Below are 25,150 nucleotides of genomic sequence, written 5' to 3' on the forward strand. Positions count from 1 at the left end.
TACCTGCTATACCCGGGTCAAAACACGCTCCTCCAGCTCGGAAGAGGGCGCGGAGACTTCCGCAGCGTCTTGCCCGTTCTCTTTTTTATACCAATGATAGAACACATAAGCAAGCATCGAGGCAAAAATAAATTCCTGAATGAACTTCATGGCGATCCCGCCTACCTGCTGATCCACCTTGGGTGACAGCCAGCCAAAGAAGGCCGGACCGCCAAAAGCCTGCAGCAGCGCCGCAGGACTTCCGGACACACAGTACCCCATCGCCCGCGCCCAGGTCTGCGGATCACTATAAGTGGCATATAGCGGCGCTCCCGCAAAAATGATCAGTCCGCAAGCCGGAGTCAGCAGTACCATGTTCAGAAAGATAAACCCGATCTGGCCCAATCCGCTTAAGCCCCGCAGCTCCGGCAGCGGATTGATCAGATTCCACCACATGAGTGCGGAGGTCAGGAAGAGCACCCCATAGTAAATCCGGTGCACAGCAAAATGCAGCATGACATAATCATGGATCACGGGGATATGATAGAGTGAAAATAGTCCGTTGAATAGCAGCGCCGCCACCACGGGCTGAGCCAGAAAGGATAAACGCCGTAGCGGAAGAGGAAATGCCCTCAGCACAGCCCGCCATGCCCAATCCGGAATGCCCAGCATGATCAGCGGTACCGCCACCAGATAGGAGAAAGCCATGCTCACCATGTGAAAAGAGAACAAAATATGCCCCAGTAGGCTGAGCGGTCCACCCTGGGCCAGATACAACGCCAGCATACCAAAGATGAACGAGAACCGCCGCCATATCGGAACTGTGGATGAACCCGGAAAGCGCCCGGAAAGCGGACCTATCCCTACAAAGTAGCCGGCTGACAAAAGCAGCATGACCGCAAGAAACAGCGGACTCCACAGCTCGGCAAAGCTGAAAAAGGATAATCCCGGCATGTTTCTAGCCTCCTCGCACAGGATATTTGATGGTGAAAAGCTTGGAAGCGCAGTGGAAGCGCTGACCGGATGAAAGGCCTGAGACTCGCGGAGCCTGCTTCGGGATGGCGGAACCTGAGGCGGTACGCTACCCGGGAGGGCGGAACCTGAGGCGGTACGCTCCCGTGAGGGCGGAACCTGAGGCGGTACACTACCCGGGAGGGCGGAACCTGAGGCGGTACACTATCCGGCGTGGTGAGGCCTGAGGCGGTACGCTACCCGGGAGGGCGGAACCTGAGGCGGTACACTATCCGGCGTGGTGAGGCCTGAGGCGGTACGCTACCTTCCACACGTCTGCGATTGCAAAGTGGAATTTGTACCACTAATCTGAATGCAAACCCATTGTTAACACTACTAAGTGGAATGCGTACCACTAATTCGGTTAAAACTCTACTCCTTCGCAGTTTTGAGCCAAATTAAGTTTACTTTTTCCCACTAATAGTCGGTTTCACCCCTAAACGGGAGAATTAAGTCTCCTTTTTCCAACTAACACCCAATTCCAGCCCCAGTAACGATAATTATGTTATTTCCTCTCGCTCCCGCTAACCCCTTTTAACCACCAGCAAATTAGTTAGTGTAGTAACCTGCACCGCTCTAGCCTCCACACAGAGCCTTCATACTCCACCTTATTTGCTCATTCAGCAGCGTCCGCTCTTCTTATAGCAAAAAAGGCGGCATCGCCGCCCTGTCTCATTAATCCCACCATACCCAGTACAGCGCCATCACGATGCAGGTTCCAGCAATAAAAAAGCCGCCCAGCATGAATATAATCGGCAGCATATGCCCTTTATCCTTGAGATGCATCCAAAAGCCCATCTGCAGAATGACCTGAAACACAGCCATCACCAGCAGCAGGATCACGGCAAATGTGGCGTTGATGCCTCCGGCGGCTACAGCCGCAAAGGCGATCAGCGTCAGGACAACAGAGAGGACAAATACCACGATATGCCGCTGCGGCCCCTCCTGCCGGTGACGGTGCTTCACTGCACCATCTGAAGGAGTATGCTGTTCTGTCGCCATGGTTACCCCACCTTTCCGAGCAGGTATACGACGGTAAAGATAAAGACCCACACCACATCAATGAAATGCCAGTACATGGCGGACACATAAATTTTGGGTGCGGTTACGACTGTAAGCCCCTTGCGCGCCAGCTGTCCGATCAACACGGAAATCCAGAGGATGCCAAAAGCCACGTGGGCACCATGGAAGCCAACCAGGGTATAAAATGCGGAGCTGAAGGCGCTTGTCGTCATGCCGAACTTTTCATGTCTTATATATTCGCTGAATTCGTAGATTTCCAGCCCTAGGAAGCAAAGTCCCAGAAAGACTGTAATCAGCAGCCAATTGCGCAGCAGCGCCGGCTTATTGCGGTGCATCGCCTGGATGGCAAACACACTGGTCAGACTACTCACCAGCAGAAGGAAGGTTGCAGCCGCCACCAGCGGCAGGTGGAACAGTTCATTCGCCGACGGACCCTCATTGGTCTGATTGCGCAGAGCCAGGAATGTGGCAAACAATGTGCCGAACAGCACCGACTCTCCGCCCAGGAACAGCCAGAAGGCCAGCACCTTATTCCGTCCTTCCAGGGTTGCTTTTTCCGGTTCGTGCGGAAGAGTGCCTGCCGCAGCCTCAGCATGTGCTGTTGTCATGTCCGCTCACCTTCCTTCCAGCTCTTCAGGCTCGATATGCCAGCCGTGATCATCATAGAGCGACCGTACCAGCATCGATCCAAAGGTGATCAGCAGCCCTATGGCCGTAACCAGATAGTTATTGAACATAAAGCTCATGAACGCATTCCCGAAATCATCACGGCTGAACATGAAGCCAAGTCCGGCAATAAAGATGCCGACCGACATCAGGAACGGCAGGATCGTCGCCGATGGCATATGGATCGGACCGACCGGCTCAGCAGGTGTCATAGCGGTATGACCAGAGGTTTTTTCCTTCCAGAAAGCATCCAGGCCCCGCACCAGTGGCGTCTGTTTGAAATTGTATTCCGGCGGCGGCGAAGAAATCGTCCACTCCAGCGTGCGTCCGTCTCCCCAAGGATCGTCTGCCGCATCTGCCGGTTTTCTGGAAGTGAGGAAGATATTCGTGAGGAAAATAAGCATCCCCACACCCATCAGTCCCGCGCCTATCGTACTCACCAGATTCAGCAGGTCAAACTGCTGATTCGGCAAATACGTGAATACACGGCGCTGCATCCCCATAAGTCCCAGGAAATGCTGCACAAAGAAAGTGAGATGGAATCCAATAATGAAGGTCCAGAAAGTCCATTTGCCTAAGCGTTCACTCAGCATCCGCCCGAACATCTTCGGCCACCAATAGTGCAGTCCTGCGAACAGTCCGGATACCAGACCGCCGACAATGACATAATGGAAATGTGCAACGACAAAGTACGTATCATGGAACTGGAAATCCGCAGGCGCAGAGGCCAGCATGACCCCAGTTACGCCGCCCATCGTGAAGGTGGGAATGAAACCGACTGCGAACAGATTGGGACTCGTAAAACGAACCTGCCCGCCCCACATCGTAAACAGCCAGTTGAAGATTTTGATTCCGGTCGGTACGGCAATCAGCATCGTCGATACCGAGAACAGCGCGTTCGCTACCGGACCAAGGCCTGTCGTGAACATGTGATGCGCCCAGACCATGAAGCCCAGAAAGGCGATCAGAATCGTGGCAAAAACCATGGAGCTGTAACCGAACAGCCGCTTTCGGGCAAAGGTCGGGATGACCTCCGAAATGATACCGAAGGCCGGAAGAATCAGAATATACACTTCAGGATGACCGAAGATCCAGAAGATATGCTGCCAGAGCACCGAATTCCCTCCTGCGGAGGTATCAAAGAAATTGGCTCCGAGAATCCGGTCGAACGTAAGTAATACAAGCCCTACTGTAATAGCGGGAAAAGCGAACAGGATAATGGCGGAAGTAATGAAGCTAGCCCAGACGAACATCGGCATCCGCATAAAGGACATGCCTGGAGCCCGCATCGTAATGATGGTAGCGAGAAAGTTAATGCCCCCAATCAGCGTCCCGAGGCCGGCGATCTGCAGCCCGATGGTATAGAAATCCACGCCATGTGTGCCGCTGTATTCTATGGTGGATAATGGCGTGTACGAGGTCCAGCCCGCATCGGGCGCACCGCCCATGATCCAGCTAAGATTGAGCAGAACGCCTCCGAACAGGAACGTCCAGAAGCCCAGCGCATTCAGAAAAGGAAAGGCCACATCACGCGCACCGATCTGCAGCGGAATCACCGCATTCATCAGCGCAAAAATCACCGGCATGACGCCCAGGAAAATCATGGTGGTGCCATGCATCGTGATCAGCTCGTTGAACGTCTGGGCATCCAGAAACGTATTCATCGGCTTGATGAGCTGGATACGGATCAGAATAGCCTCAAGCCCGCCGATGCCAAAAAACAAACCTCCAGCCCACAGATATAGAATCGCTATCTTTTTATGATCGACGGTAGTAATCCAGTCCATCAGTCCGGTATGACGCTTCACGCTGTGGCCATGCCTCAAAGGTGGTGATGGATTCAGGGACTGCGCTGCTTGAGCCAAGGTTCGTACCCCCTTTTCAGATATGCTGCTTCCATTGCAGGTTGTAAGCTCTAGTCCAGCGTATAGCCGGCCAAATACTCCGCAATTCCGTCTATCTCTTCATCACTCAGGCCCATATCCTTCTTGGGGTCAGGCATCTTGTTGCCAGGCTTAACGCCCTTGGTATCATGCAGCCAGGTCTTGAGATTCTCCAGCACCGGAGCGCCATCCACCCCTGTATCATCATTCAGCAAGATTCCGGCCACCGACTCCCGGGAGCCCATCCCGGTCAGGTTCGGGGCACTCGACATGTCAGGCATCTCCCCTACCGCATGGCAAGTCAGACACTGGGACTTGAACGTCTCGGCAAGCGCCGGGTCCTCCGGCAGCACCGCTGGAGCTTTCATGGAATTAACCCATTTTTCAAACGCCGCTTCGCTGACTGATTTCACCTTAAACTCCATGAAGCCATGGGAAGGACCGCACAGCTCTGCGCATTTGCCCCGGTAAACGCCTTCATTTGGTGCACTGAAGCTGAAACGGTTTGTCGATCCGTCGGGGTTGGTATCCATTTTGCCGGAGAGAGAAGGTACCCAGAAGGAATGCAGCACATCCTTCGTGCTAAGCTCAAAAGCGATATCCTTCCCGGCGGGAATCACCAGATCCTGCGCTGTGGTTACTCCATAATCGGTATACTCGAATTCCCACCAGTACTGGTGCCCTGTCACTTTAACTTTTATCGCATCTTTGTCGTTCGCATGATCATTCCCGGCGGCAAATACCGCTTTCACCGTAGGGACGGCCAGCACAACTACGAGAATCAATGGAATGACCGTCCAGAGCACTTCGAGCTTGAAGTTGCCTTCGACCTGCTCAGGCATTTCGCTCTGTTCCGGTTTGCGGCGGAAACGGATCAGCACGTAGGCTGCTATAGAGAAGACGATCAGCAGTACTACGATCATGATGGTGATCGACAGCTTCATCAGATCGAACGAGCTTTCCGCCGCCGGTCCCTGCGGTCGAAGCACCGACAGGTCCTCCCGCCCACATCCGGCAAGAATGAGTCCAAGCGCTGCGGTCATGGGAAGAAGCCGCTTTCCAGCCTGCCACGTTTTCATCATTGATCTACCCCGCTTTTCCCGATTTCGTAGATTAGAGTATTATCCTGTCAATTATAACAATCACTATTAATATAAGTTTGAAGGGGTGTTTTGTCAATCGTTCACAACAAATTCACATGTTGTATTGTCCAACAGGAAGTCTTGTCCTGATTGACTTTAATAGCGCTTTCAAAAATACCATCATATCTGCTATAATGAATAAAGCGCATACATAACTAATTATGTCTATTAATTCATTTGACTATTTTAAAAGATTTGTAATGCGCAATTTAAATGGGCATACAAAAAAAACCGTTTCCTGCGGCAGCAAGCCGCCCGGGCACGGTTTATGAGAATCCTCATGGATGTAATTACTCAGATTGATGTCTTTCAAGATGCAGCATGCTTAGCACAACTGTCTGTTGTTCAAGAGACGGATGAGTTCATTCTCACCAGCTCATGCTCCACGACCATGGTCAGCTCTTCTTCATAGCCTCCCGTAATCCGATACTTCCGGACGTACTCCTTCACAAATTTCTTGGGATCTTTGGGCCGGAAAATTCGTGTCATTTCCCGCAGACTTTCCTTGACTTCGTTATGACCTTTACTTGCCATGATCAGTTCCCTCCCAAAACATTGAAAATGAATGCTCCGATAGTAGAGAATGCATGATGAAAAGTTCGCCGTAACCTTGAATGCAAGTTCAGAAACCATACACATACGTGGCTTGCATTATCCGCCAATACCATCCTTCCGATAAAGGAATTCCGTCTTGCCGGTGAAGCAGGTTCGTCGTGATTTGGGCTGAGAATAAGGACATCCTGATAAATCGGACCCCTTAGACACTTTAGTTACCCGAAGAGCCACTTACTGAATCACTCCTTTCGGGCCTTATCGTTATATTGTATCATATTCCAGTCCAAGTTCCACCTTTCCATGTAAAATGTGCGAAAGGATTTTTTTATGGATTTTACCTTCCGATGCAGGTTAGGGTAGTGAACACTCAGCGAACTGAAGGAACTCTCAGTGAAGGCTGCACAGGTACTGATGTAGATATAATGCCCAGGCTTGGCAGAAATATCAGCCGTATGTAGTGCGCTTTGTTCACTGCCCCTTTTCCAGAGTGCTTACTAATTACATCGGTTTTTAGGGGCAATCGGATTAACTTTGCGGTGTTGGCAGCCACATACTTTATACGAACCTCTCATAGGCTTGTAAGGAAGCAGGAATACGGCAATCTGCCTTCTTCCACCACACCCAAGGAGAGTGAGCCCTTGTCCCCTATCAAATCCTCCACCGGATTACCGGATCATATCGCTGCTGCCCTCTGTTACTTTTTCCCGTTTATTGGCGGGATTATTTTTCTCGCACTTGAAAAACGCAGCCGCTTCGTGCTGTTCCATGCGCTTCAGTCGCTGATCGCCTTCGGCGTGCTGATGATTATCCATGTGCTGTGCGGATTCATTCCGCTGCTGGGTCCATTCTTCGCCGCCCTTATCTCGCTGTGCTCCTTCGCCGTATGGCTGCTGATGATCTACCACGCACTGGGAGGAAGGTGGTATAGACTGCCCTGGGTAGGGGATATCGCAGAAAGTCAGCTCCGCCAGCTATAACAGCCCCCCGGTTCCTTGCCTGGACGCCAGCGGGGCTTTGCTGATCCTTGCTAAAAAGATTCCCTTTTGCTCCGCTCCTCCGTACAATGGAATCAGGACATACAGGAATCTGCAGGCTGGAGGAACATTCATGTATTTATTGATCATAAATCCCCGCTCCGGGGGAGGGGCAGGTGAGCGGACCTGGCATGCCGTGGAAGTCATGCTTCAGGCTCGCGGAACCGCTTACGAAGCGCTGTTCACGCAAAGCGCGGACAGCGCCGAGTCACAGGTCCTGCATGCGCTCGCGCACCGCGAGGACTGGCGCGCCGCCATCGTGATCGGCGGCGACGGCACGATCCACAGCGTGCTGGGCGCGCTACGGCGCAGAGGCGTGGCGCTGGCGGTAATTCCCGCTGGCTCCGGCAACGATACGGCCCGGGGCTTCGGCATCCCGCTGGCCACAGAGGCCGCGCTGGACGCCGCGCTGCAGGACCGCTGCCAGACAGCGGATGTGCTGTCAGGCGAGGACGGCCTGACGCTGACCGCCGTGGCCAGCGGCTTTGACGCCCAGGTGGCCGTCAATGTGAACAACAGCCGCTACAAGCGGCTGTGCAACGCCATCGGTGCTGGCCAGCTGGCCTATCTCATCGGCATTCTGCATACGCTGATGACCTTCAAGCCCTGCCGCGTGAGCGTGACCTGCGACGGGAAAGAGCAGGCCTTCGAGACAGCATGGCTTGTCTCGATCTGCAACCTGCCCAGCTACGGCGGCGGGCTCCTGATCTGCCCACAGGCGAAGGCCGATGACGGCCTGCTCGACGTCTGCGTCGTGCACGGGATCAGCCGCGGGCAACTGCTGCGGCTGTTCCCAACGGTCGTGAAGGGCAAGCATACCACGCTGCCCTTCGTGACCATGCTGCGCGGACGCAGCGTAGCCGTCCGCTTTGTTGAGCCGCGCCAGGCCATCGGCGACGGCGAGAGCCTGGGCACAGCGCCGCTGGCGGTGCGCTGCGAGCCGGGCGCACTGCGCGTGCTCTCGCCGCTGGCCGCTGCGCTGAGCGCTGACGGAGCAGCCAGCTCCTGCACCGCGAGCGGCTAGGCGGGTACGGTTGTGCGGCGAGATCCCGGCCGCACCTGCCGAGCGGCTCGCACAGCAGATACTCCGCAACAATCGCCGCTCCCCTCTCTGAACAAAGAAACGAACCCTTCTCCACGGCAAAGTGGCGATAGGGTTCGTTTTGATTTTATGGCTATGCATACGGTATTCCACGGGTTCCGAAGCCCCGCACAAGGACAGCCTGATCTGCCGATGGACTGTTTATCCGTCGAACCCTCAGTCAGAGAGCTCCGCGTCCTCCTCCACAAAGGCGATGATCCCATCGTCCAGCGAAGCAATACGCACGAGTGATTCCACGCGGTAGCCGGCTTCCTTAAGCAGCCTGTTCCCAGGCTGAAACGCTTTTTCGATCACGATGCCGATTCCAACCACCGTCCCGCCTGCCTGCTCAACGATCCGCGCCAGCCCGAAGGCTGCCTCACCGTTGGCCAGGAAATCATCTACGATCAGTACCCGTTCACCGGGAGCAATGAACTTTTTGGAAACCGTGATTTCATTGCTTTCTTTTTTCGTAAACGAATATACTTTTTCTACGAATATATCTTCCGTCAGGGTAAGAGACTTCTGCTTACGGGCAAAAATCAGCGGAACCTCAAGCTCCAGCGCGGTCATGATGCCTGGCGCAATCCCCGAGGATTCGATGGTCAGCACCTTCGTCACTTCTTCCCCCGCGAAACGGCGGGTAAACTCACGGCCAACCTCACGCATCAGAAACGGGTCCATCTGGTGATTCAGAAAAGAATCCACCTTGAGCACGCCCTGTCCGAGAACAATTCCTTCACTTATTACCTTTTGTCTCAACAACTTCATCTGTGCTCCTCCTTCTCCCATCCCATGGACCCATGTTCCCTTACTCACATCTTACTTACAGCCCGGTTGGCTTCTGCGGCAGCAGGTTGCCGACGATCGACTTCAGATTATGATCCTCTTTGCTGTCCGTCTTCCCATTATCAAAGCTAGTGATGCGGATCTCCGAGTAGGTTTCTCCGGGATTTACAGGCTTGAAGGTCAGCCTCTCACGGTCATCCAGCCGTACATCAAACTTCATATCCTTGAACATATCAACCAGCTCTTTCTCTCCAGGGATCTGTCCCTCGTCCAGAAACAACAGACCGCGCAGCGACTTCACGCCATCGGTATGATTCACCTCAAAATGGACGATACACTCCATGCTTTTCACCTCCCTAAGCTAATATCAGCTCCGCAGAGCGCACTAATCGGGAGAATCTTCCGATCGCAATTCCCCAGCAACCTGCTCTCCGGTTCTCTCCGCTTCTTCCCCGTCCTGTTCATGCAGCACATATTTACCGAAAATCCGGCTGTAGCGCTCACCGTAACGCCTGGTCAGCTCAGTCCCCATATCTTCTTCCAGTTCAAAAAGCACCATTTCCTGTGTAAAGTGGTTCAGCAAGAGTTCCACCAGCACCGGATGCTCCGTGACCACCGCTTGTGCGGTTCCATCCTCATAACGCATACCCAGCATGCACCAGTCCCTGTCGATCACAAAAGAAAACTTGCGCCCCCCGCTTCTAGCCAGCTTACCGCCAAGTGGCGGCCAGGCCGGATAGGGTGCGGGAACGGAATTGCCGCCGTCAAAAGCCCACAGCAGCTTCACTCCGCGCAGTTCCGCTTGTTCCAGCTCGCTGCGCAGCAGCGAAGCCTCCTCGCGCCATACATCGACCACGATTTCCTGCCGGGCGAGATTCAGCTGGCGGATCAGCGCCCCCATCACGTTGCGGTCACCCTCGACATTGTAAAAGGACGGGCTTACCGGCCCGCCGCGGGGCATTTCACTTTCCATATAAGCCAGCGATGCCTGTACCCGGCCGGAAATCATTGTCGCCAGCTCCTCCGGGTCCAGCACGCTGTAGCGCGCCGGTTCCCCTTCACCGCATCTTACATATCCTTGCTGAGTCAGGCGCTGCAGCGCCGCATATACGTTGGATCTGGATACTCCAAGCTGTTTGGCGACCTCGTAGCCCGAAGCCTGGCCTTTGGTGGCCAGCTCGATCATGATTTTGGACTCCATCTCCGTGAAGCCCAAATTGCGCAGATGCAGCAGCAACTGTTCCATCTATGTTGTCCCCCTAAGCTGTCTGTGACTCCTGTCTATATTTGCTCTGAACCGCAGCGCGGGCACCACATGGAACCCTTAGGCAGATCAGCACGGCAAATCTGGCATTTCACAATGTCGCGCACACCGCTGCCCTCACTGCCAGCCGCTTCCTCCGGTTCACTGGCCTTCCAGTCCCGGATCCGCCGGTCCAGCTCAAGCTGCCGCTCGCGTTCACGCTCCAGTTCATCAGCCTCGCGGCGGCTGCGCTCCTCATGCTGGACATTTCCGGCGTAGTTCTCCAGAGGCAGTTCTTCCTCTTCGGGAAGCACCTCGGTATACACGGCACGATTCTCGTGTCTCATCGCGAGTTCTTTTTCGGCTTCAGTTAATTCGTCCTCGCCGTAGTATTCATCCTCTTCCTCTTCGTGCTCATGAACGGTATGTACGTTCACTGCCGCCGCTTCTTTTCTCGGGGAGAGCTCCTCCAGCTTGCGTCCGCAGTGCGGGCAGAAATTAGCATCCAGAGCGACCACATGCCCGCAGGCGCAGAGACGTTCATTCTTCAGCTCAGCAATACGTGCACGCAGCTCGTCAATCTGCTCCTGAAACTTGAAGCAGCCCCGCGAGAGTTCCACCATTTTGCCTTCCGCCACCGACATATCCCTTAAACGGAAGCCATCGTAGAAAAGCTTGCCCATTTTCATAAATTCCATTTCCATCTCGCGCTCGATATCCGATATTTGACCATTCAGTTTGCCGATTTCCACCGAGCTTTGCGCTTTTTCGCTCACCCGGCTGGCACCGTCCTTGATCCGTTGCAAAAAATTCATTGTAAGTTCCTCCTTCTCCAGAGTGAGAACAGGGCTGATCGCAGCCTCGTATAGTGTAGTTAACCCTTTACGCTCCTTGCAGAAGCGGAATTGTGCTTCTATCATACCAAATGTCCCGGCCAGATTCATTATTTGTCGTTCTGTGTATAATACTAAGTGGAAACGGCTGCGCCGTCCTTATAAGGACGGTATCTGTATCAGCGAGAAACACCGAATGATGGAGGGATTACACTTGCATGACGATGACAAGAAACGCTATTTCGTGTCCGTAAGTCATGGCCTCATTCAGGATGTCCGCAATGACTCGGGTGAATATGAGGTCCTGCTTACCGCTGAAGAGCTGACAGGGCTTCAGGATATCCTCAAGGATTTGGCCAGGGAGGATGAGCATGCCTTCCGGCGTGCGTTTGTGCCTTACAAGTCCGCAGACCACGATGAGGCCATCGACCAGTTCGACGATCAGACTATCCGGGTATTTCATTACATCCACCACCATGGCACCCCAGAGACCCGTCAGACTATCGAACAGCTGAATGTTCTGCCGAAGCTTGCCAATACCGGCTATGAGGACACAGGCTATGATGGGGGCTCGCCTACCAACAAATAACTACGCGCCTGCCCGAAACTTTATGTGTGCTAATACGCGGTGAACGTCAAAATGTTTCTGCAAAACTGGCCACGGGCTGCTTTTCTTTCATTTCAGGACCCTTACTCTCCGGGATTCAGCTAGAGGGACCGGGTCTTATTTTTTTTGCTTCCGGGGCTCTACATGGGTTAAAATATAATCATGAACCAGTCACAAATCATGAATACCGGGAGAGTCTCAGTGGAAGAAAATGATAGTACACAAGTTACGCTGAATCAGTTGCAGGTACACGTCAAGGATTTGCAGAAGTGGCAAATGAGCGAAGATTTCGCCAAGCAGATGGAAAGCTTCAAAGCGCTACCGGCGCTCTACCGTCATGCACTGAATGAGCTTGAGAATAAGATTGATGTCATCAAGACGGAATGGCAGGTGCGCGACGGTTTCAGTCCGATTGAGCATGTCAAATGCCGGATCAAGGAGCCCAAGAGCATTCTGCAGAAGATGGAACGCAAAGGGCATGAATTCACACTGGACAATATGGAGCAGCACATTCATGATATCGCAGGCATGCGGATCGTCTGCGCCTTTGTGAAGGATATCTACCGTCTGGTCGACCATCTGTGTGCACGCGAAGACATGCGGGTGCTGGAGATCAAGGATTATATTGCCCACCCGAAGCCCAATGGCTATCAAAGCCTGCATCTCATTGTGGCTATGCCGCTGGTGCTCCTGGAGGGAACCCGCTGGGTGAAGGCCGAAATTCAGCTGCGCACGCTTGCGATGGATTTCTGGGCCAGCATGGAGCATATTCTATATTATAAATTCGACAAGCAGCTCCCTCCTCATGTCGCCGAGGAATTGAAGGAAGCGGCACGCGCCGCCGATGAACTGGACCAGAAGATGCTCCGCCTCCGCCGGGAGATTCTGGAGCTGGCGGAAGGCCCCTCCACGAAATAAGCCCCCTGGACAAAAAAGGACTTATATCATCTAAAAAAGGCAGCATATGAACAGCGGGAAACCTGTTCATATGCTGCCTTTCGTCTATTTTCGCTTCATGGTCACATCTTGCTTAGACTGGCTGCCCGGCGGGCAGCCGCCTCGGCTACTTCCCGCATGATCAGCGCCAGTCCTTCGGTCGCTCTGGGGGTCTGTGGCAGAAGGGACTTCCAGTCCTCTGTTGGCACAGCTACCACCGGAGACACCGGAAACGGCCGGGTTGCGATCTCGTGAAACAGCGGCCCCGGCTGGTGAAGCGAACCTTCGGCTGCAGCCTCTGCCAACCATTCTCCCGAGGCGACCGCAGGACCCTTGCGCTCCAGCCGGGCAAGCTCCGCTGCCAGTGCACCTGAAGCGTCCGGTACAGCTTCTCCTTCCTCTTCGGTGCCGGCTTCGGACCACAGGCCAAATACGCCTGCCAGCAGCTCTTCCTTTCCCAGACCACGCAGCGACAGAGCCAGCAACGGCTCCTCCGTCAGCCGCTGCGTCAGCAGGGTCTGCAGCCGCGCCCTATCTGCGGCTCCAAGCTCTTGCTCAAAAACCGCAGAGGCAAGCTCCTCCTCTGCAGGAAGCAGGCCCAGCCCGGCAAGCCTTACGCTCAGCTCTCCTTGCAGAAGACCATACAGCTCTCCCGGATGCGCAGCAAGCACGCGCAGAACCGTTCTTTTCCGTTCAGCCGTCCATGGCGGAACTTCCAAAGAAAGAACCGCTGCGGCTTCCGGCTCCTGTACGGCTGCAGCCACTTTTCGCATACCCTGCAGTTCCGGCGTTGACCCGGATCCCTGAAGTCTTCTTGCCTTTACCCTACCGGGCTGGATGTCCAGCCGCAGCTCAAGCCCTCCGCTCATTGCTGATTCCTCCTTTATTTCGTCCGTTTCCGCTACATCCAGTCCTGTCCTTGCAGCTCGATGAGTTCCTTAAGCTCATGATTCGACATCTCGGTCAGCCAGTTTTCGCCGGAGCCGACGACCTGCTCTGAAAGATTCTTTTTGCGTTCGATCAGCTCATCAATTCTCTCTTCAAGGGTTCCCTGGCAGATCAGCTTATGCACCTGTACATTTTTGTGCTGCCCAATCCGAAAAGCCCGGTCGGTCGCCTGATTCTCCACTGCCGGATTCCACCAGCGGTCATAATGCAGCACGTGGTTGGCCCGGGTCAGATTAAGCCCGACACCACCGGCTTTGAGCGAGAGAACGAAGAAGGCCGGGCCTTCCCCCTCTTGAAAAGCATGCACCATCTCATCGCGCTCCCGCTTGGGAACCCCGCCATGCAGAAAGAGCGGTGCTTTGCCATACCGTCTGGCCAGCCTGCTGACCAGCAGCTCGCCCATCGCCACATATTGGGTAAAGATGAGCGCAGATTCTCCAAGCTCGGCGATACTGTCCAGCACCTCAAACATGACGTCCATTTTGCCCGAAGCCTCACTTCGTTGTCCCCGCCCCTCATCCTTGCGGAACAGTTGTGGATGATCGCAGATCTGCTTCAGCTTGGTTAGGGAGGACAGCACCAGACCCCGGCGGGCCATACCCGAGCGCTCTCCGATTACGCCAAGCATCTCATTGACTACTCCCTGATACAACGCTGCCTGGGTTTCCGTGAGCGTGCAGTACTGCTTCAGCTCCAGTTTCTCCGGCAGATCCTTGGAGATATCCGGATCACTCTTCAGGCGCCGCAGCAGGAAAGGGGACACGAGACGGTGCAGCTCACGCAGCCGCTCTCCACCTTCTCCGGAAACATAACGCTGGCGGAATGAATGGTACGTTCCCAGGTATCCCGGATTCAGGAAGTGAAAGATAGACCACAACTCGCCCAGTCTGTTCTCCACCGGCGTGCCCGTCATGGCAATGCGGTGCGGCGCCGATAGCTTCATCACGCTCTGCGCCTGCTTGGTACGATGATTCTTGATGTATTGCGCCTCGTCCAGGACCACCGTTGACCACCTTACACCTGCCAGATCCTCACTGTCCCGCCCGGCGAGATGATACGTGGTCAAGACGATTTCGTGACTGGCCGCAAGCTGGGCGAAGCCTTCTCCGCGAATCCGGCGCCCACCATGATGAATGTGCACCCGCAGCGAAGGCGCGAAGCGCTGCAGTTCCCGCTGCCAATTTCCCAGCAGCGAAGTCGGACACAGGATCAGTACAGGCTCGTGTTTTTGTTCAGGCTCCGCAGTGAGCGCACGATCCAGCAAACAGGTAATCACCTGGACCGTCTTTCCCAGTCCCATGTCATCCGCCAGACAGACCCCGAAGCCCAGCCCGCTCAGCGAGGTTAGCCATTGAAACCCGCGTTCCTGATACGGTCTGAGCGTTCCGTGTAAGTCGGGAGGGACCGGACGCAGCGGGAGATGCCGCAGCATGTCGCCCTGCATAAGCGAAGCCAGCAGGCCGGTAGTTTCCATTCCGGTCACCGACATCCCCTTCCACAGCCGTTCCTCGCCTGCTTCGGCCTCCAGACGCATCCAGTCTGACGCCGACATTTCTCCACTTTCATTACGCTTCATATACCTGAGCACCTGGCGGAGCTCCTTCGGATCAATCTCAATCCATTCTCCGCGGAACCGCACAAAAGGGACGCCAGCCTCCACCAATGCGTTCAGTTCATCCTCAGTGACATCCGAATCCCCCAGCGAAGCTTCTATGCGGAAGGAGATCAGCTGCTCCATGCCCAGTGCAGCCTGGGCGGGGCCGTCGATTCCGCCAGCCGGCGGCTGCATCTTCATCTTCATTCCGATCCGCCGCCGGCCCTCACGGCTCCAGCGGGACGGCATTTGCACAGTAATTCCCCGCTCACGCAGCGGCTGTACACTTTCTTTCAGGAACAAATAGAGCTGTTCCGGCGTAAGCTTCACACTGTCAGGAGCAGGTACGGTCAGCGCCCGCTGAATGTCCGGTGACAGCTTGCCTGCCCGGCCCAGTGCGGACAGCAGCTGCTGCTGGATATTGCGGTACCGCTTGCCCCAGAGCGTGAATTCGCGTTCACGGCTGCTCCAGATTGCCGCCGCCGGTAGCCAGAACTCCCCCTCTTCCCGGCTCTCTACCCAGAAGGACAACCGCCATTCTTCGTTCTCGTCCGCAGGCGGCTCCAGACGCAGCCCCAGGCTGAGCTGTCCGCTGCGTGCTTCTTCCGTCTCCGCATGCGGCACTTCGTTGCCAGCCGTTCCGTTCACGGCTGCCAAAAGCTCCGTCACTTCGGCTTGTGTTCCCTGTACCGGGATATCACGGCTACCCGTGAGCAGGCTGTTCCACCACAGCTCTGTCAAAGGGGAATAGCCGCGCCGGTAGTTCGCCTTGTACGGTGCAAGCTTCCCTTCGTTCTGAGCAACAACCCGCTTGATCTCCGCAGTCATTACTGACTGCAGGAAGGAATAGAGCACATACGCACCGGCATCTTCACGGGAAGACAGGTCGCCTTCCTCTGCCACATGCGTTCCAAGCGCCAGCACCGGCATAGATGCCGCCATTTGCAGGAACAGCTCCTTGTCTGCCTCCTGCCGGAATGCTGGAGACCAGGCAGCCGACGCCGCCTGTTCTCCTCCGCGGCGGCGGGAGCCTAACGGCCGGGGCGGCAGCGCCCCCGGCACAATACCGCCTGTGCCCATCAGTTCCAGCGCGAAGCGGGCTGCGGCAGCCCAATAGCGCAGCTCCCCGCCGGGCTCCAGTCCCTGGCTTCGGCATAGCTGCTCGTCCCAGCCGAGCAGCAGCTCGAAGGCATCCTTGGGCGCGAGGGCCAACCCCTCAAGCGTCCGTCCCGGCAAGCCGCGCCGCGTGGTTCTCCCTTCCGCAGAGGCGGCAACCGGATATTTCACTTCCGTAAGCCTCAGCGCAGCACCCGCAAAAGGACGCCAGCCGCTCCGAAGCTCCAGCCGTTTGACCACACGCGTCCATGCGTCTACCTTAGGCTCCGAAGTTTCGCCGGAGAAGCAGAAAAATACGTCCCCTAACCATATTGCATACAGATGCTTAATCATTGATGATCTCCATTCTTTTTGAGCAAACAGAAAGAGCCAGTCCGCCCCCCCATCAGGAAGACTGAATCCTTCTCCGCAAGAAATATAGTTACAGGTAAGCCGGCGAGTCTAAATAAACGGCTCCCGGTTTGCCTGTTGTTTTTTTCTTCATCCCTTCATCTTATACGAAAAAGGAGATATTTAAAAACCTTTCTGCACTTTTTTCTGCAGATTGTCTGCTTTTTGCGGATTTACCCGCTCTTCAACCAGTCGAATATCTCTTCATCCGCCCAATCCATGCCAAAAAACCGCTAAATAGCGGTCGACTTGGCGGTTTCCCTCAGTTTGTCCAAACATGGTTGCAACCTGCCGTTCCTGCTCGCAGAGTAACCCCATGCTTCCTCTTCCTCTAGTCATTCCGGATCACGTTGAACCAAGCGGCAAGACCAAGTGGAATAAGTGAACCTAATTATTTTCCCTACCGCTCCCCACAAACGCTAGTGGGAAAAAGTAGACCTAATCTGACCGATTCGCACCCTCTCAGATGATTTCGGTTATATTAAGTTTACTAATTCCCACTAATGCCTTTTACAAAGCGCCTTTGAGCCCATTTAAGTTCACTAATTCCACTTCACTCCCCGCTGCCCTAACTCTCTACCACCTTATCTTCAACGAAGGAAGTTCAGACTTTCCCAAGAAGCAAGAAGTCCACCCTTTATGGTGGCTCAATGGTCTGGACCTGCATATTTCCCACCCTAAAGGTCCGCCTATCAGCAGTCTTTTCCTGCTCTTCTTATCTGCAGTCTTTCCTATCAGCAGTCCTCCCGATTCCTTCTTATCAGCCGTCCCTACTCCTTCACTGCCTGAATACGCAGCTCCCCGCCATCAGGATCATCGTTCACCTGGACTAGTAGCGCGCCATTTCCACCGTTGCGTGCCCAGCCCGTCCGGCCCTCTTCCAGCTGTTCCAGACTAATTTCGGTAAGCCCGTCTACAGAAGCTGCAGCGAATTCAGGATAGCAGAGCGCAAAGCGCAGCATTTCCCTGCGCGGTGCATACTCGCGGACTGTATAGGTCCAGCCCAAGCGCAGTTCACCCTCTTCTCCCTCCGCATGGATGCTAATCTCCGAGTAGTGCCCTTTCTTATAGCTGAAGCTATGTCCGTCGTCCTCATAGAGCGAAAAGGAGGCCAAGAACCCGTTCTGCGCTCTGGCACCATACAGATGAAAGATCATCGTCTCGGCCGTATCCTCCAGCGCATACTGCTTAAGCGGGCCTTCGGCCACAAAAGTCCCTGCCTGGATGTACATCGGCATAATCCGCAGCGGGGCAGCTGCCAAAATATGCCTCCCACCCTCGTGAACTTCTCCGTCCCAATAGTCGATCCACAGCCCCTCCGGCAGATAGACGGAACGGTGGTCCGTGTCCGGCCGGTACACAGGAGCAATCAGCACATTCTCCCCAAGCAGGAACTGGTCACACAGATTCGTCACATGCGGATCACGCGGGTATTCCAGAATCAGCGGGCGGATCACGGGCAGGCCCGTCATTTCGGCTTCATGGAAAAGATTATAGATATGCGGCATCCAGCGGTAGCGCAGTCCGATGAACTCCCGCAGAATCGCCTCCACCTCTCCCCCGAATGACCAGGGCTCCTGGCGCAGCGTGCCGATGGAAGAGTGATTGCGGCAATACGGAAAAAAGACACCCATCTGCGTCCAGCGCACCAGCAGCTGGGCAGAGGTATGGTGGGCGAACCCTCCGATGTCCGGCCCCGAGAACGCTAGGCCTGACAGCCCCATATTGAGAACCATTGGCATGGCCATCGCCATATGCTCCCAGAAGCTGCGGTTATCTCCGGTCCACACAGCGGCATAGCGCTGAATTCCCGCATACCCGGCCCGTGTCAGCACAAACGGACGTTCGCCGCCCATATGCTCTGCCAGCCCTTCATACGTAGCCTTGGACATCATCATTCCGTACAGATTGTGGTATTCCTCGTGCGTGACCGGACGGCCATTGTTGAAATGCATCACATCGAGGTCCATGGTCTTCGACTCATTGAACACCGCCGGCTCGTTCATATCATTCCAGATCCCCTGAATACCCAGGTCGGTATAGTATTTGTGCAGATCGCCCCACCACTCGGCTGTCCGGACATCACTGAAATCGGGAAATGCGCTTATTCCCGGCCAGACCTCGCCGAAGAAAATATCACCCTCCAGGAAACGGCAAAAATGTTTTTCCAGTACCCCTTGCTTATACACTTCATAGTTAGGGTCTTTTTTGACACCGGGATCTACAATCGGCACAATCCGCACCCCCAGCTCGCCCAGCTCGGCAATCATCTTCTCAGGTTCGGGGAAATTGACCGGATCGAAGGTGAACACCCGGTATTCATCCATATAGTGGATATCGAGATAAATGACATCGCACGGAATGTTCTTTTCGCGGAAGGTCCGGGCGAGCTGAAGCACCTCCTGCTGATTCATATAGCTGTAGCGTGACTGGTGATAGCCAATGGCCCATTTAGGCGGCAGCGCAATCCGTCCGGTCAGTGAGGTGTATCGTTTGACCACATCCTTCATTTCGGGGCCATTAATGAAATAGACATCATAGGCGCCCGTAGAGCACCCGATGGTAAACGCCACCCCGTGCGAGCGCATGTCAAAGTCGCTCCGGCCCGTATTGTCCAGGAATAGGCCATAGGACAGCTCGCCGTGCATATGGATAAGCAGCGGAATGGACTCATATAGAGCTTCAATCTCCGGCAGGTGGGGGGCAAATACATCGGTGTTCCAGTTGGTGTAGCGTTCTCCGCGCTTGTCGAGGAAGCTTGCCTTCTCCCCCAGCCCGTAAAAGTGGGAATCCGGCTGCATATCATATTCAGCGTGGCTCGCACCGCGTGGATTCCAGCTAGTCAGATTCTGCTGCATAACAACCTTTCCGTCCATGTTCTCTACACGCAGCAGCAGGGACGTTTTTTCGATGATCAGTTTGATGGCACTGGTCGTAAAGCTCAGCTGATCGTTATTCTCCTCCACAGGGAACAAGTGCGGGATGCAGCTCTCGGCCAGCACCGCCGGAGTCGTCGTCAGATCAGGCACCTTGTCCCGAAATACCTTCATCCGGAATATCTCGTCATTCAAAAAGACAAAAACAATGCCTCCGCGTTCTCCCTGGACAATGTATATATTCTCGGAGCGTTCCCAGGATACAAAACTTCCAGGTGTATTCCAGGTCTCCTTCATAACCAACGGACCCATTTTCTCGGGACGAATCGCTTCACTGCTCTCCATGCTTGCTTTCCCCCTTCGGCTGTTGCGGCTTTTACTTTAATACATATTACCCAGCGTTACCGGACTGCTATCCGCAAACTTTATGACCCTCTGGTCACTTTTTTGCCTAAAATGGTCTTATAAGCAGTAAATGCGGGTATATTCTATGTAGACGCCGGCTTCAGCACTAAATAATCAAGCTTAGGGAGTGAATGAAAATCAGACAAAACAATTCTTATAAGTGGTGGAATCTGCTGTTCTTCCTTGGTCTACTCGTCGTTAATACCCTAGCGGTGACCCTCCCGCTTGGCGGGAACAGCACCAGTGAAATTTCGGACAGGTATCACACCTTGCTGACACCTGCCGGCTATGCCTTTTCCATCTGGTCATTGATCTATCTGCTGCTCGCCGGCTTCATCATCTATCCATTCCGGCAGGGTACTAGCTCCCGGGATTCTGTACGGCCGATCAGCATCTGGTTTGTGCTTAGCTGCATCTTTAATATGGGCTGGCTGTTCCTCTGGCATTATCTCTATATTGAACTGTCCCTCGCGGTTATGGTACTGATGCTGATTACACTGATTGTCATCTACCGCAAAACGCGCAGCATCACGAGCCCCACTCCAGGGGAACAATGGCTGGTCAAGCTGCCGTTCAGCCTCTATCTGGGCTGGATCTCCGTTGCCACTATTGTCAATGTCAGTGTCGTCCTGGAAAAGAATCATTGGGACGGCTTCGGGTTAAGTGATCCCACCTGGGCCGTAATTATGCTCTGTGTCGGCACTTTGCTCGCCGTTATTGTCAGTTTCCCTTACCGGGACAGTATCTATACGCTGGTCTTCGTGTGGGCCTTCATCGCCATTGCCCTGGAGCATAAAGATACCGGCAGTGTGTTTATTACGGGGCTAGTCGCTGCCGGCTTACTGCTGCTCTACAGCATTTGGCTGCTGCTGACACCGGGCCGGAGCAAATATTGAGGTTCATTCTTATCTGTTCAAACTTATCTGTTCAAAAAAAATCCCTGAGTGCTTCCAAGGTACGGAAACACTCAGGGATTCATTACCCTTAAGGCTTATTTCTTCCGGGCTACCGCTTCAATCTCTACAAGTCCATCCTTCGGCAGACGTGCAACCTCAACAGCGCTGCGTGCCGGATATGGCTCAGTGAAGAATGTGCTGTACACTTCGTTCACGGCCGCAAAATCATTCATATCCTTTAGGTACACGGTCGTCTTCACTACATGCTCAAGGGATGCGCCAGCCTCTTCGAGGATCGCCTTCACATTGCTCAGCGATTGACGGGCCTGCTCCTCTACGCCTTCTGCCAGAGCTCCTGTTTCCGGATTTAGACCCAGTTGACCCGAAGTGTATACCCAGTTCCCGGCAATGATCGCCTGACTGTAAGGACCGATTGCACCTGGGGCTTTTGCAGTTGCTACCTGTTTTTTGCTCATATTCTCCTCCTGTTTGGTGTACAAGATAGTGATCCCTCTATGTACGTATGATTTATGTCCCATTGTACGTCCTGAGCCAAGCCTATTGCAAACCTCAAGCCTGCACTTTTCCAATCACATGAATCACTTCGTTGGTATAGACATGCACTCCATGCGTGTCGGCAAGGGCGATGTTCATCATTGCTCTGGCCACCTTCGCAGCGGGTATTGCCCGGTACTTGGCCGCCTTTCCGACCATGGCGAAGTCCAGCGCCTTCATCACGGCTGCTGCTGCCCGTTCGCCGGGCCTGGATTCTTCACGTTCTCCCAGCAGCAGTGAAGGACGGAACAGATGGAGTCCCTGAAAACCGGCAGCAATCAGCCCCTCCTCCACTTTCCCTTTGGTGCGGGAATAGAAATTGCGCGATTTGGCACTTGCCCCCATCGATGAAACCGCCAGAAACTGCTTCACCCCGCTAGCTTTGGCCAGCGCCGCGGCAGCAAGCGGATATTCCAGATCCACACGTTCGAACTGCTCCTGCGAGCCGGCTTTCTTGATGGTTGTTCCGAGACAGCAAAAGACGGCAGAAGCACCGGCAAACAGCTCCTTGTACTCTACGAGCTGCTCCCAGTCGATGATAACCTGCTTCAGTCCGGGATGCTGAAGCTTGAGCGGATGGCGCACCAGCACACGCACCTCCTCCCAGCCCCCATTCAGCAGATCTTCCGTAAGCGCACGGCCTACAAGACCCGTAGCCCCCAGCACTACTGCAATTCTCGTCATTGAATGGTCTCCTTTCATCTGAAATAAGAGGAAGACCTGGCCATCCTCTGCAGTTAGTCTTTCAGAATACGCCGGCCCAGCAGCAGTGCGAGAAGAAGCATCAGCGTCCCTACGATAAGCTGCATCCCGTATACCTGCATCCATTGCGGCCATTCTTGTATCCACTCATAAATCCGCCCTCCGATTAGCGGTCCAAAAAACGCAGCGAGACCCGTCAGCGCCGCATACATCGCCATATACATTGGCCGCTCTTTCTTTGGTGTATCGCCAATGATGAAGTTAAAGGCCAGTTGGTTGAAGCCTCCTACTCCCACACCGAACACAATATGGGCGGCGAACAGCACCAGCAGCATCGGCATTACAGACAGCAGCCCCCAGAGCAGCGAGGATATGGCAATGATCGGCAATGTCCAGAGCAGCAGCCGCTTATTGCTGTACTTCGCGTTCAGATTCCCCCACACATAGAAGCTTGCCATCATAAAGATCGTCTGTGAGACGTTCAGCAGGGACAAGGTCTCATAATTGATATTCAGCAGCTGCAGCATGACATAGGAATAGAGAGGCACCGTCAGGTTCTGCAGCAGCAGCCACGCGGACAGGAACAGCGTAGATTTCATAAACAACGTATCATGCAGCGGTTTCTTGAGCATCGGCAGAAAATCTTTCTCTTCCGATTTCTCAAACGGCACGTCCGGATAAAAAAAGAACACGATGATATTGGAGATGGAAAAAATCCAGACCACAATATACAGAATCAGAAACCCGTGCCCTCCGGGATAACGGTCAAGTACAATGCCGCCGCCATACATCACTAGACTTCCCAGGGCATTCAGAAACGTATTACGGATTCCAAAGTAACGGCCCCTCACCCGTGCAGGAACAAGGTCACTGATCACAGAACTCCACAAAACGCCACCGGCTGTATTGGCAATGAATGCAATCGTATATAATACGATAAATGCGGTGACCCAGTGCTCTTGCGGAAAAATAAACGGAACGAGCCCCGTGGAGCCCCAGAGCAGCCTGTGTAAACCGATAAAGGTCACCATGGCCCATTTGCGGCTCGGCAGCTTTTGAATCAGAAAAGCCACACCTATCTGCGCTACATTAACCAGTGTAGTAAGTGCGATAACAAAACCAATCTGGCTGGAGCTGGCTCCTAGATATAACAGAAAGCCTGTCAGAAACTGCCCTTGGAGCAGCACCTGAAATATCGTTGATGGTATCCCCTCAAACGTTGCGATCTGCAGATTCTTACGATGTACCGAGGCTTTGCGGAGTACTTTTGGACGGGAACCGCCTAGCCTGTTTCTCATGATGTTCATGGGGGTGGTAACACTCCTTTGATGCGGCTTTTGCTTCATTCTACTCCGCATCAAGCTCCTGTCAATACGCCAAAATCACAAATAAAGTTGGACTTCCAAGCACCTTCTTACCCGGACGATCACAGTGGCAAATATAGGGAAAAGAGGCTGCCTTGTTCCTCCTTGCTGGATAGCGTAATGTACCCGCCCAGGAGCTTAGCCAGATCATTGCTGATGGACAGACCGAGGCCCGTCCCGCCATACTTGCGGCTGATGCTGCTGTCCGCCTGTTGAAAGGCCTCAAAGATTACCGTATGCTTGTCGGCGGCAATTCCAATTCCGCTGTCTTGTACATCAAATACCACCCAGCGCTTCAGGGCTTGCCCTTCTGACCGCTCTACCATCCGGACATTCAGCGATACAAAGCCGTTCATAGTGAACTTAAACGCATTGGACAGCAGATTGCGGAGAATCTGCTGCACCCGCTGGGGATCGGAATGAATCACCTGCGGTACGTCCTCGCTAAGGTTAATGTTGAATTCCAAGCCCTTCTTTCTGGCCACCACAGTAAACTGAAGCGCAAGCAATTCCGGAATCTCACTGACATTCAGCTCCTCATGAACCACATCCAGCTTGCCCGCTTCAACCTTGGAGAGATCCAGAATATCATTAATCAGCGCCAGCAGATCACCGCCGGACCGGTGGATGATCGTGCCATATTCGGTGATCTCCTCCGGGGTGAGCTGTTGATCATTTTCTTCAATAATCTGCGATAAATTAATGATGCTGTTGAGCGGTGTTCTCAGTTCATGAGACATATTAGCCAAAAACTCCGATTTGAATTGGGAGGCCAGCATCAGCTGCTTCGCCCTCTCCTCCAGTACGATCTTATTCTTGTGCAACTCTTCCGCTTGCGCGGAGAGCAGTTTGTTCGCCCGTACTACCTGGCCAGTGCGCTGCAGATCAAGCTGAAAATCACGGATAATCAGCGAAAAAAGCATACTAAGAACAATCCCTGCAGGCAGCGTGATAGGCATGATTTGCGTTATGTACACCCAATCCGGTATCACTCCAAAAACAATGATATTCACCGCATTCATCAGATTCACAACCAGAATAATAAGGAGACCCTTGCCCACAATCTTAACCGTGGTGCGGCGCACCCAGTAGCTGAGCCCGGCACAGACGAATCCCAGAATCGACAAATTCAGCACGCCTGCTACCGCCGCCTCGTTCATCCCGAAGATGAGACGGGTCAAGCCTATGCCAACACCGATGATAATTAGAATAAAGGGTTGGGGAAATGCGAGCGTAGAAATAATCAGCGGCACAAACCTCAAATCAAAGATTGCGTTCTCATGCAGTCTGTAGCCAAACAATATGGTGATCCAACCGGCAAAGATGGAAAGCACGACCCAGCTGGCCTTTTTAACAGTCTCCGGGGCATGAGAAATGGTATGCTTATATATTAAATTCGCCAGATAAGCGACAGTAATCAGCAGAGCTGTGTTCATAAAAAAAATCTTCAAGTATTCCATAGCACCACTCCTTCAACACTTACAGATATGTAATTCATATCAATCATAGTACCATAATAGTA

General features: G+C 53.8%; 22 protein-coding genes. 5 read left to right on the forward strand and 17 right to left on the reverse strand.

Annotated elements, in window-relative coordinates; genetic code table 11:
- Positions 1–6: 6 nt before the first annotated feature.
- The 6 genes from ctaG to ACTJKB_RS24685 all read right to left on the reverse strand — a co-directional run bounded on the left by ctaG (position 7) and on the right by ACTJKB_RS24685 (position 6,238).
- Positions 7–933 (reverse strand): cytochrome c oxidase assembly factor CtaG, encoded by a 927-nt coding sequence (gene ctaG, locus ACTJKB_RS24660; protein WP_440836987.1) that lies wholly within the window; start codon positions 931–933, stop codon positions 7–9.
- A gap of 732 nt (positions 934–1,665) precedes the next feature.
- The gene (locus ACTJKB_RS24665) at positions 1,666–1,992 is read right to left on the reverse strand and encodes a cytochrome C oxidase subunit IV family protein (protein ID WP_440836988.1); all 327 of its coding nucleotides are present in this window, start codon (positions 1,990–1,992) and stop codon (positions 1,666–1,668) included.
- A 2-nt stretch (positions 1,993–1,994) separates the two neighbouring features.
- Positions 1,995–2,621 carry a cytochrome (ubi)quinol oxidase subunit III gene (locus ACTJKB_RS24670; RefSeq protein WP_440836989.1) on the reverse strand — a complete coding sequence of 209 codons (627 nt, stop codon included), beginning with the start codon at positions 2,619–2,621 and terminating at the stop codon, positions 1,995–1,997.
- A 6-nt stretch (positions 2,622–2,627) separates the two neighbouring features.
- On the reverse strand, positions 2,628–4,466 hold the full coding sequence (ctaD, locus tag ACTJKB_RS24675) for a cytochrome c oxidase subunit I (protein WP_440837077.1): 1,839 nt from the start codon (positions 4,464–4,466) through the stop codon (positions 2,628–2,630).
- A gap of 128 nt (positions 4,467–4,594) precedes the next feature.
- Positions 4,595–5,644, reverse strand: a complete 1,050-nt coding sequence (gene coxB, locus ACTJKB_RS24680) for a cytochrome c oxidase subunit II (protein WP_440836990.1) — start codon at positions 5,642–5,644, stop codon at positions 4,595–4,597.
- A 405-nt stretch (positions 5,645–6,049) separates the two neighbouring features.
- Positions 6,050–6,238: a hypothetical protein gene (locus ACTJKB_RS24685; protein ID WP_019913840.1), complete on the reverse strand. Its 189-nt coding sequence runs from the start codon at positions 6,236–6,238 to the stop codon at positions 6,050–6,052.
- Between the two features lie 659 nt (positions 6,239–6,897).
- Between ACTJKB_RS24685 and ACTJKB_RS24690 the strand changes: the two genes are divergently transcribed.
- Positions 6,898–7,236 (forward strand): DUF4870 domain-containing protein, encoded by a 339-nt coding sequence (locus ACTJKB_RS24690; RefSeq protein WP_440836991.1) that lies wholly within the window; start codon positions 6,898–6,900, stop codon positions 7,234–7,236.
- Positions 7,237–7,366: 130 nt separating this feature from the next.
- Entirely contained in the window at positions 7,367–8,317 is a 951-nt protein-coding gene (locus tag ACTJKB_RS24695; protein WP_440836992.1) for a diacylglycerol/lipid kinase family protein, read from the forward strand.
- Between the two features lie 234 nt (positions 8,318–8,551).
- Here the strand turns inward: ACTJKB_RS24695 and ACTJKB_RS24700 are convergent, their stop codons facing one another.
- Genes ACTJKB_RS24700 through ACTJKB_RS24715 form a run of 4 tightly spaced genes read right to left on the reverse strand, consistent with a single transcriptional unit; the run spans position 8,552 to position 11,221 of the window.
- On the reverse strand, positions 8,552–9,145 hold the full coding sequence (locus tag ACTJKB_RS24700; protein WP_440836993.1) for a xanthine phosphoribosyltransferase: 594 nt from the start codon (positions 9,143–9,145) through the stop codon (positions 8,552–8,554).
- Positions 9,146–9,200: 55 nt separating this feature from the next.
- Positions 9,201–9,506, reverse strand: coding sequence for a hypothetical protein (locus tag ACTJKB_RS24705; protein ID WP_440836994.1), 306 nt, complete (start codon positions 9,504–9,506; stop codon positions 9,201–9,203).
- A 42-nt stretch (positions 9,507–9,548) separates the two neighbouring features.
- Positions 9,549–10,409 carry a TrmB family transcriptional regulator gene (locus ACTJKB_RS24710; protein ID WP_440836995.1) on the reverse strand — a complete coding sequence of 287 codons (861 nt, stop codon included), beginning with the start codon at positions 10,407–10,409 and terminating at the stop codon, positions 9,549–9,551.
- 35 nt (positions 10,410–10,444) lie between these two features.
- Positions 10,445–11,221 carry a zinc ribbon domain-containing protein gene (locus ACTJKB_RS24715; RefSeq protein WP_440836996.1) on the reverse strand — a complete coding sequence of 259 codons (777 nt, stop codon included), beginning with the start codon at positions 11,219–11,221 and terminating at the stop codon, positions 10,445–10,447.
- A 232-nt stretch (positions 11,222–11,453) separates the two neighbouring features.
- On the opposite strand from ACTJKB_RS24715, the gene ACTJKB_RS24720 reads away from it, so the two are divergent.
- Positions 11,454–11,828 (forward strand): hypothetical protein, encoded by a 375-nt coding sequence (locus ACTJKB_RS24720; RefSeq protein WP_440836997.1) that lies wholly within the window; start codon positions 11,454–11,456, stop codon positions 11,826–11,828.
- Between the two features lie 294 nt (positions 11,829–12,122).
- The gene (locus ACTJKB_RS24725; protein ID WP_256700627.1) at positions 12,123–12,764 is read left to right on the forward strand and encodes a GTP pyrophosphokinase; all 642 of its coding nucleotides are present in this window, start codon (positions 12,123–12,125) and stop codon (positions 12,762–12,764) included.
- 101 nt (positions 12,765–12,865) lie between these two features.
- Here the strand turns inward: ACTJKB_RS24725 and ACTJKB_RS24730 are convergent, their stop codons facing one another.
- From ACTJKB_RS24730 to ACTJKB_RS24740, 3 genes are all read right to left on the reverse strand, one after another.
- Positions 12,866–13,651, reverse strand: coding sequence for a hypothetical protein (locus tag ACTJKB_RS24730; RefSeq protein WP_440836998.1), 786 nt, complete (start codon positions 13,649–13,651; stop codon positions 12,866–12,868).
- A gap of 32 nt (positions 13,652–13,683) precedes the next feature.
- A complete protein-coding gene (locus ACTJKB_RS24735; protein ID WP_440836999.1) occupies positions 13,684–16,773 on the reverse strand; it encodes a DEAD/DEAH box helicase in 3,090 nt (1,029 codons plus the stop codon).
- 827 nt (positions 16,774–17,600) lie between these two features.
- Entirely contained in the window at positions 17,601–20,051 is a 2,451-nt protein-coding gene (locus ACTJKB_RS24740) for a TIM-barrel domain-containing protein (RefSeq protein WP_440837000.1), read from the reverse strand.
- A 197-nt stretch (positions 20,052–20,248) separates the two neighbouring features.
- On the opposite strand from ACTJKB_RS24740, the gene ACTJKB_RS24745 reads away from it, so the two are divergent.
- The gene (locus tag ACTJKB_RS24745; protein ID WP_440837078.1) at positions 20,249–21,007 is read left to right on the forward strand and encodes a tryptophan-rich sensory protein; all 759 of its coding nucleotides are present in this window, start codon (positions 20,249–20,251) and stop codon (positions 21,005–21,007) included.
- A 95-nt stretch (positions 21,008–21,102) separates the two neighbouring features.
- Here ACTJKB_RS24745 and ACTJKB_RS24750 read toward each other — a convergent pair whose 3' ends face one another.
- From ACTJKB_RS24750 to ACTJKB_RS24765, 4 genes are all read right to left on the reverse strand, one after another.
- Positions 21,103–21,483: a RidA family protein gene (locus ACTJKB_RS24750; protein ID WP_074109933.1), complete on the reverse strand. Its 381-nt coding sequence runs from the start codon at positions 21,481–21,483 to the stop codon at positions 21,103–21,105.
- A gap of 94 nt (positions 21,484–21,577) precedes the next feature.
- On the reverse strand, positions 21,578–22,246 hold the full coding sequence (locus ACTJKB_RS24755; RefSeq protein WP_440837001.1) for an NAD(P)H-binding protein: 669 nt from the start codon (positions 22,244–22,246) through the stop codon (positions 21,578–21,580).
- Positions 22,247–22,299: 53 nt separating this feature from the next.
- Complete coding sequence (locus ACTJKB_RS24760) at positions 22,300–23,571, reverse strand: MFS transporter (RefSeq protein WP_440837002.1); 1,272 nt, start codon at positions 23,569–23,571, stop codon at positions 22,300–22,302.
- A 119-nt stretch (positions 23,572–23,690) separates the two neighbouring features.
- On the reverse strand, positions 23,691–25,088 hold the full coding sequence (locus ACTJKB_RS24765; protein ID WP_440837003.1) for an ATP-binding protein: 1,398 nt from the start codon (positions 25,086–25,088) through the stop codon (positions 23,691–23,693).
- Positions 25,089–25,150 lie beyond the last annotated feature (62 nt).

Source organism: Paenibacillus sp. 22594, assembly GCF_052044425.1.
Taxonomy (GTDB): Bacteria; Bacillota; Bacilli; order Paenibacillales; family Paenibacillaceae; genus Paenibacillus_AQ.